The organism is Massilia brevitalea (genome assembly GCF_030711405.1).
GTDB classification, from domain to species: Bacteria; Pseudomonadota; Gammaproteobacteria; order Burkholderiales; family Burkholderiaceae_D; genus Telluria; species Telluria brevitalea.
The window spans coordinates 1-8,368 of the sequence record NZ_JAULSI010000085.1; the positions used below are offsets into that span (position 1 = coordinate 1).

General features: G+C 55.8%; 8 protein-coding genes. 3 read left to right on the forward strand and 5 right to left on the reverse strand.

All coding sequences use genetic code 11. The annotated features are described in order from the left end of the window. Window positions 1-59: 59 nt before the first annotated feature. Window positions 60-989: an IS5 family transposase gene (locus QWL29_RS25970; protein WP_305825750.1), complete on the reverse strand. Its 930-nt coding sequence runs from the start codon at window positions 987-989 to the stop codon at window positions 60-62. A gap of 181 nt (window positions 990-1,170) precedes the next feature. Between QWL29_RS25970 and QWL29_RS25975 the strand changes: the two genes are divergently transcribed. Next, window positions 1,171-1,350, forward strand: a complete 180-nt coding sequence (locus QWL29_RS25975) for a hypothetical protein (RefSeq protein ID WP_305825751.1) — start codon at window positions 1,171-1,173, stop codon at window positions 1,348-1,350. A 69-nt stretch (window positions 1,351-1,419) separates the two neighbouring features. On the opposite strand, the gene QWL29_RS25980 is transcribed toward QWL29_RS25975, so the two are convergent. Beyond that, window positions 1,420-1,950: a hypothetical protein gene (locus QWL29_RS25980; protein WP_305825752.1), complete on the reverse strand. Its 531-nt coding sequence runs from the start codon at window positions 1,948-1,950 to the stop codon at window positions 1,420-1,422. A 28-nt stretch (window positions 1,951-1,978) separates the two neighbouring features. Further along, window positions 1,979-2,362, reverse strand: a complete 384-nt coding sequence (locus tag QWL29_RS25985; protein WP_305825753.1) for a hypothetical protein — start codon at window positions 2,360-2,362, stop codon at window positions 1,979-1,981. A 392-nt stretch (window positions 2,363-2,754) separates the two neighbouring features. Here QWL29_RS25985 and QWL29_RS25990 point away from each other — a divergent pair, with 392 nt between their 5' ends. Further along, window positions 2,755-2,913, forward strand: coding sequence for a hypothetical protein (locus QWL29_RS25990; protein WP_305825754.1), 159 nt, complete (start codon window positions 2,755-2,757; stop codon window positions 2,911-2,913). A 401-nt stretch (window positions 2,914-3,314) separates the two neighbouring features. Next, window positions 3,315-4,367, forward strand: coding sequence for an IS5 family transposase (locus QWL29_RS25995; protein ID WP_305825755.1), 1,053 nt, complete (start codon window positions 3,315-3,317; stop codon window positions 4,365-4,367). A 1,038-nt stretch (window positions 4,368-5,405) separates the two neighbouring features. Here the strand turns inward: QWL29_RS25995 and QWL29_RS26000 are convergent. Beyond that, window positions 5,406-5,915 carry a hypothetical protein gene (locus QWL29_RS26000; protein WP_305825756.1) on the reverse strand — a complete coding sequence of 170 codons (510 nt, stop codon included), beginning with the start codon at window positions 5,913-5,915 and terminating at the stop codon, window positions 5,406-5,408. 1 nt (window position 5,916) lies between these two features. Then, complete coding sequence (locus QWL29_RS26005) at window positions 5,917-6,633, reverse strand: P-loop NTPase family protein (RefSeq protein WP_305825757.1); 717 nt, start codon at window positions 6,631-6,633, stop codon at window positions 5,917-5,919. Between the last annotated feature and the right edge of the window lie 1,735 nt (window positions 6,634-8,368).

The window sequence follows — 8,368 nt, forward strand, 5'->3', positions numbered from 1 at the left end:
CTAGCTAAGTTTGTTCGTCCTTAACCAATAATTTGCACCAGAGCCATTTGTAGCTCGTTTTATAATACCGGGACCGTAATCGGAGTACCCAGCCGAGTGAAGCGATTCAGCACAGCCGTTCGCACCTGCAATTCGGCGACCTGACGGTCGAAGTCACGTGCCATGACGCGTTCGCCCAGCAGCTTGAAGCAGCGCATCTTGGTTTCGACAAGGCTGCGCCGGTGGTAGCCGCTCCATTTCTTCCAGATCGCCCTGCCCAGCCGGCGCGTCGTGTACAGAATGTCGTTTCGCGCATCCGCGCCGCAGCGGTTTGCCTTCCAGGGCTTGGCGTTCTTGCGGGTCGGGATAATGGCGTGCGCGGCGCGCAAAGCGATCGCCTCGTGGCAGTCCTTCGTGTCGTAAGCACCATCGCCGCTGACGCTGACAATGCGCTCGTCGGCAGGAATCTGATCCAGCAGCCCTGGCAGGACAGGCGCGTCACCGACACTGTTGTCGGTCACTTCCATGGCCCGGATTTCGAGCGTGGACGCATCGATCCCGAGGTGGACTTTGCGCCATTGGCGGCGGTAGTCCGCGCCATGCTTCTTCGTCTTCCATTCGCCCTCGCCCAGCATCTTGATGCCCGTGCTGTCCACCAGCAGATGCAAGCCCGTCGAGGTCGGCACCGCGCCGATGGCGACCTGCAGCGTTTTCTGGCGGCGACTGACCGTGCTGTAGTCCGGTACCGCCCAGTCCAGTCCAGCCAGGTGCAGCAGGCTTTGCGTCATGCCCATGGCCTGGCGCAGCGGTAAATTAAAGAGGCACTTGATGCTCAGACAGAACTGGATCGCCTCGTCGCTGAAGACTTGGCTGCGCCCGCGCTTGCCACTGGGCTGGCCGTGCCAGTTCATCGTCGGATCAAGCCAGATGAGCAGCGAGCCGCGTGCCTTGAGCGCTTCGTTGTACGTTTTCCAGTTGGTCGTGCGGTATTTCTGTGGAGCTGGTTTCATCTGTTCAGGCTACCAGAACGACCGGCTCTACGCTCGGCGGGCCTGATTTGCGCAACAAAGCCCTGCATGGATGTACAGTATAGTCAAACAGCCCAGGACAAGGAGACAGCGCAAGCATGAGCGCGAAATCCTCCTGGCACCACCCACCGAGGGCGACCTCACCACGTTCTACTGTAGTGGGATGCCTGAGCTGAAGCTGTCTGCCCACAATGACCAACAGACGCAGCCGCTCATCCCACCCCTGCTCGACGCGAAGCTGACGACGATGCACGGTAACAAGATGCTGTTCAAGGGGATTGAGCGTGGCTCAGACAGTGCTGAGTACGTACAGGAGTGGTCGGTGCAGATCGACGACCGCTAATTCGGTAGCACGATTTGCTGTATGACTATAGACGTGTAGGTACTCATATAGCAGATGCTGCTACCAGGTTCAGGCAGATGGCTTCGGCGCGGTGCAGCTACCAGCGTTAACCCAAGCGAGGAGCTGGTCAGCGACAGCAAGGGCTTTGGTTTTCTCCTCACCGGCGTTTAACCGGTAGGCCTTCTCATGCATAGCGATGAACTCTTCAGCGAGCGTCTTGCATGGGCCGTCGATCATGCTGTACGGCGAATACTCTCCTGTGGAAGCTAAGCCGTTTTTAGAGAGAGCGTCCATGATTTCCCGCCGTGCAAGCTCAGGCTTCGTTGGATTGTTCTCTTCACACATACGCCCTATCTGGTCACCCTGGTACCACTTTCCACCAGCCTCTACCACGAGCGACATGCAGCGATCCTTGCTCTTCTTGTCTGCTAACTGGTCTTCGCTCAGCTTTGGTTCAGGGCGTGAACATCCCGCGACCAACGCTCCTAACAGCACTACCGCAATCGTTTTCGATCTCACAGTCCACCCCATAGTTGTTATATTGGAATCATACGGGACTGTTGAATTGAAGTAAATGTAGTTGTCGTATCGAAGCGTCAAGTCGCTCGTTGCGCTGCCAGGTCGACGGTTACAATGGTGCTGGTCGATTAGGTGCTGGTTCGTCGTACGTAAACGTAATGGTGTCTGGCTTTTCAAACTCGATGTACACGTCCCATACACCCGTTTCATCCTCTGGATCATGCCAAGTGCCGGTGAAATCAATGACATCTTCGTTCGCGCTGATCTGGCCGATAAGCTCTGCGTTTCCCTGATAAGAGTCATCCGTGAACCGGTACATGCCAGTCGCTCGCTGCTTCTCCGTACCCCAATCCAGTGCCACCCTGCCCTCAGACCAATGCTCTTCGTTTGAGAATTCCAGGTAGTAGACTCCGTCTTTCGTGACGCACCGCGTTATGTTCGCGCGCTCAACTTCTTTGGTCTCGTGACTAGTCCATTCGATGTAGCCGATCATTGCTCTCTCCTATGGAAAAGAGGCCATTCTAGGGAGAGAAATTGGGCATTGTCGAGCAGTTTACAACTTTGTCGCTGTTTTTTAAAACAACGGAATTCTGCAAAGTTACAAGGTGCTTGACGCTGTCGTCGACTTATGCAGGTCTCTTAAATCGCTCATAAATCGGAACCGTATAAATACTCCTGACAAGGACTTTAGGAGTAACGAATGGACCAGCGAATCATAGAAGTGAGACAAAGCGTATCACTTTCGGCACGTTCCTCAGAGACCTGTGATGAGTGATCAACTCCCCTCCGCATTCAGCGTCCTCACACAGCGGAAGCGGCCGTCAAGGACTACCTCGGCCAGGCTCAGGCTGAAGACCCACGCTCTGTGACCGTAGGAGACCCTCGATGAACAATCTCCCATTCTCTAAGTCCCAGGCGCTGCGCGCCATCAAAGACCTCGACGACATCTTGACCGGCAACATCCGCGATCACGTGCTGACTGAAGAGATGGTTGAACAGCTCCAAGCCAGCAAAGACCACCTAAAAGCTGTGCACGAAATCTAAGGCAAGAGCTAAGGTTTGGGGAGCAGGACCGGAAGTCTAACGTCCGCTTCCGACCTATTGTGTTGAAAAAGTCGCCAGGCAACTTTCTTGGCCTGTTTTCGGAGGCTCCAACAGTCCAAGCGGTTGGCGTTCGTTGAACCGGCGCGGTTTTGCACAGTCGAGGTAACGCTCTTTCATAGACGACTGGCAAGTGATCGGAGTTTTTCAACACAATAGACCCGAAGCAGACACTGGCTGAACCATCTTCCGTCAATGCTAGGGAAGCTTCGCGACAGGTGTGTTGTTGCAGTGAGCCGCTATCCTGCGCATTCAACGAAGTAAAGTTGCCACTTGACAATGGCTCTGTTGCATAAATCAGGCTCGACCAGCGTGGAACGCGTAGGTCTGGTAGCCTAAACAGGATGAAACCAGCTCCACAGAAGTACCGCACGACCAACTGGAAGGCATACAACGAAGCGTTGAAGTCACGCGGTTCGCTACTCATCTGGCTTGACCCGACGATGAACTGGCGTGGGCAACCGAGTGGTAAGCGGGGACGTAGCCAGACGTTCAGCGACGAGGCAATCCAGTTCTGCCTGAGCATCAAGTGCCTCTTCAATTTACCACTACGCCAGGCCATGGGGATGACGCAAAGCCTGCTGCATCTGGCCGGGCTCGATTGGCCGGTGCCGGACTACAGCACGGTCAGCCGGCGGCAGAAGACGCTGCAGGTAGCAATCGGCGCTGCACCGACCACGACGGGCTTGCACCTGCTGGTGGACAGCANTCTGGCCGGGCTCGATTGGCCGGTGCCGGACTACAGCACGGTCAGCCGGCGGCAGAAGACGCTGCAGGTAGCAATCGGCGCTGCACCGACCACGACGGGCTTGCACCTGCTGGTGGACAGCACGGGCATCAAGATGCTGGGCGAGGGTGAGTGGAAGACGAAAAAGCATCGCGCGGAATACCTCCGCCAATGGCGCAAGGTGCATCTCGGGATTGACGCGTCCACGCTCGAAATCCGGGCCATGGAAGTAACCGACAACAGTATCGGTGACGCACCTGTTCTGCCAGCGCTGCTGGGCCAGATTCCTGCCGACGAGCCAATTGCCAGCGTCAGCGGCGATGGCGCTTACGACACAAAGGACTGCCACGAGGCCATTGCGTCACGTGCCGCGCATGCCATCATCCCAACCCGCAAGAACGCCAAGCCCTGGAAGACAAACCGCTGCGGTGCCGATGCACGTAACGACATCCTGTGGGCGACAAAAAGGCTAGGACGGGCAATATGGAAGAGATGGAGCGGCTACCACCAACGCAGCCTTGTTGAAACCAAGATGCGCTGCTTCAAACTGCTGGGTGAACGTGTCATGGCACGCGACTTCGACCGTCAGGTCGCCGAACTACAAGTGCGGGCTGCCGTGCTGAATCGCTTCACTCGGCTGGGCACCCCGGTCACGGTCCCAGTGTTATAAAACAAACTACAAATAGCGTCAGCTCAGCCTTCGCTCGATTTACTCAACAAAGCCCCGAAAAACAGTACCCGCCTGTTGGCGGTACGCTGACCATCGACCGCAACGAAGTCTGGCGGCGATCGGTATCGATGGCCGCCGCTTCTGGAGAGCAGTAGACAAGAATGCCGCCGTTCCCTTCGACCTTCACCTGTCATAACCAGCACGGGAAGGCATGGCCCCTAGAAAACTACTCGATGGATGCAAATCAGTGTATCGGTCAAGATGACACCTCCGAAACATGGTGAATAGGTTTGGAAACACCAGGTCCACGGTAGGGGCATACAACAGCAGGCGCCAAGCAAGCGTGACGCCTACGCTGCAAAAGATTAAGCGCATCATCGAGTTCTGGACTACGGAAGGCCTAACGCCCTCGCAGGTGTAAGTGCATTCGGGGCCACGTGGCCCCGAACAGACGAAAAAAGGGAAGACCGAAGTCTTCCTTTTGCGCTTTCGTCGCACGATTTATCGCTTCATTTCTCGTAAAAATGACCGCTTGAGCGATGACAGGAAACCACTGTGTTTCACATCGGCTGCCGTATCGGCCACCGACACCAGATACGAAAGCCCACCCGAGCGTGGACAGCATGATTTATAGGGTGAAATAAATTCGTCGCCCGCTCGAGGTCGCACCGCGAACCAAAGCCATGTGGACGCGGCTGTAGAGGTTCGACCAAGCAGCTCGCAGGTCGCCTTTTTCGTTCGGCGGGCATGGACGGAGCGTCTATCCTGCATCGCCACATCGGTACCCCAGCCACTGGACACAACGGATACTGGCGAATCTTCACGCGGCGCATCGCGCACAGCGCGGCCTAGCGGTCGCCGACAGCGAAGTTGGCACCGGACACCGAAGTATTACCAAAATTATTGAATTGCATGACATCCCTCGCTTTGTTTAATGGGCTGCAGGGTCTCGCCCTGAAGCTGGTATCATGCCGTCCGCCAATCCAAGTATCAACAATAGCAAGGGAAAATGGCGGCGCAAGTCGGTGCGCCGCCTGATCACTGGCGTGGCTTCTCGAAATATTCCATAAGCTTGTCGCGCAGGGAGGAATCGAGTTTAGGAAGGACGCGCTTGAATTCGGCTCCGATGCGCGCGTCCTGGATCCATGCAAAACTGAAGTTGCAAGCGACGGCCACTACTCCGCCCGTGAGAAACATGCCAAGCACGACGCCAGCAAAAACGCCGCGCCACCCGGGTGGAGGCCCCTCCTGTTTGGACTGAACTCGCGCGGCATCCTTGATAACCTTCTTCATTCTTGCTTCGATCGTATCTGCCAGCGCCTTTCTCTCGGCGGCGGCCTGCTGGATCAGCGCTGAGGCTGAGTGGACGACCGCACGGCTCTCGGCGCTTGCAGAGGCAAGCTGGCCGGCCGCGTCCCCTGCAGCGTCGCGGAGCTTCTGTGCGTAGAAGAGGGCTGCGAGGACGATCGGATCGTCCTCCGGAACCAGAACGCCAGTGATCGTGTAGACCTCGTGCGCAATACGGCGGCGCTCGGCAACGTTAACCATCTTAAATCCCGATCACTGCCAGTTTGCCGAAAACTTCCTGGCGGAACCTGTCAAGCCGCGACTTTTCGGCGAACGGGAAGTCCTCCGCATCGCAGGCGCTCAGCAGCTGGTGTTTCTCGATCAGGTTGTGAATGCTTCGGCCGAACGTGGTTTCTTCCTTTTTTGGAAGATGAACAACGCCGAGGATACGATCCGCGAATTTCTTATACAGCTCAGTATCGGTGAAATCATGCCCGTCCTGCATCACTGGGCCGAAATAATCGTTCTGCCAGATAACCATCTGCGCTTTCGTGCTTTCGAGAATCCCATAAATTCCCTGAGTAGTGTCGCGTTTCGCCGGACCGCCCACCAGAGGAGCGTGCACGATAACCTGGTGGCCGGCTTCGATAAGAGCATCGAACGTACCATTCTGGGACAGGTAATTCATCATCGGAAGGAATGATGGCGAGCCGGTGTCGATCACGCTATAAGCGTCATGGCGAGCGATATCGTTGACCAGTTTATCAAACGAACTTTGGTCGATGTTGAGTTCTTCATCCGTGATATTGATGTGCTTTGCGTTAATTTCCGGGAAAGCACTAAAAGTAGCATTTGTAGGGTCAGTATCAGCGAAATAGGTATTGCGCTTGAGCTCAATGAAATACTGCGCCAGAAGCCATGTGCAAAACGATTTGCCCACTCCGCCTTTGCCCATAATAGTCCAGTTACTTTGCTTCATGCTCATCCTCAAATATTGTTAGGGTTAATCTTCTCTGCGCCCCTCGGGTCCCACTTGAATTTTGGGCCGTCGGGTTTCGCACGAGGGATAGTACGTGGCGGAACAACGGCTGGCCCAGCGATTGCGCTGGATAAATTGTCACTATTCGTATGGGTCTGACCAATTGTGGTCGCCCGTTCCTGCAACGGCGGCGCTGCTGGCCGTCCCAGCCCCGGTTCAGGCCAAGCTCCAGCCGAGTGAACCAGTCCCGTGGCGCCACTAGCGATGAGTATTGTTCGCGCAGCCTTGGCCTCGCCCCGTAACTTAGGAATGAGCCGATGGTAGTAAGCATGGGTAAGTTCGATCCCTTCGCGATTGAGTTGTTGCAGGATCTGCCGGTGCGTAAAGCCACTGGCAAGCGCCATTTCGATGTCAGGGAGCCTAAGCCGTACGCGGCCGGCGGCTGAAAGCGAGCTTTCGGGTTTAGCCAGTTGTTTCGTGTTCGCTTCTAGCGTCCTAAGAAAATCAGTACTCATACCTGCGTGTTCTTTGTTAATAGCTGTTAGATTGGTCCCGCCTAACTTAGTCGAATCATGGTCTGTCGGGGGGTGACATCAGGGGGCGATGTCAGGGATGGAGCGGGACATTCTTATAGGAGCATCAGAGGGTTGTCAGGGGGCGTTGTCAGGGGTGTTGTCAGGGACTGATTGGAAGAATACGGTCGAGAGATGCGCCTGGCATTTGGAATACGTCATAAAAATATGTAGGATTCGCATTTGACTGCCAATCAACTTTCGCCTATTCTTGTGGTCGTCGGCAATTCGGCAATCACGCAATTCCGCTTTCCCTCCAGGCGAGCGAAAGCATATCCAGTTGGCATCTAGCAGCCTCATCGAGCACCAAGATACTGGTGTACTCGCTTTAAGCATTCATACTCACCCCGTCATTCCACTTTTCAGTTCCTATGGAAGTGAAAAGATTTTCGTAGCGCGCCGCTTCCGCGGCATTCTCCCAAGCCTGCCAGCACGCCTGGCGCCACAACCTTGTATCGATCCTCGAAACGGCCCCAGCGGTTGTTTTTTGGCCTAGCGTTCTGGGCCCAGCGGGATACAGAGTGTCGAGCAAACCCGAGAACCATGCGAGTTACAAGACATTTATGGATACAGATTCTCCACAGAACTGAAAGTACAACGGCAAAATGGCCCGAACGGCCGTCGCCGAGCGCACCGCCACCTGCACAGGGGCATGCGCACTCCCTACCAGCAACAGGGACAGAAGGGCGGATCTCCGGACACCTACCGGACACGGGATGCGCTGGCCTTATGGGCCAGGCTACCGATGACCTCCGCGACGCCTACGGGCGAGAGATACACGACTGGGTGCGAGCGCCACCCTAAACCTGCCGTATGGCGGGAAGCGCTACGCGAGAAACTGCGTGAATGTTCAAGTCCTGGCAGCTGTAGGTCAGGCGATCGGCTCCCGGAAGGGGTCGGCGTGTTGTCGATTTGCCATGGAGGCGGCAGCGCGAAATCTGTGTTCTTACGTTAGGGTCCTTCACCCCTGGCAAGCCGAATAGCAGCACGACAGATCACTGCATATTTACGAGTGTGTAGCGAACTGTCGTGCTGTGTAACAAACCTGTCGAGAGTGCTAAATGGAATACGAAAAGAAGCTGGACGTCATCCTGGAAAAGAACGCCGGTACCCGCGTGGGCTCTGGTGCAAATTATTGGTTAAGGACGAACAAACTTAGCTAG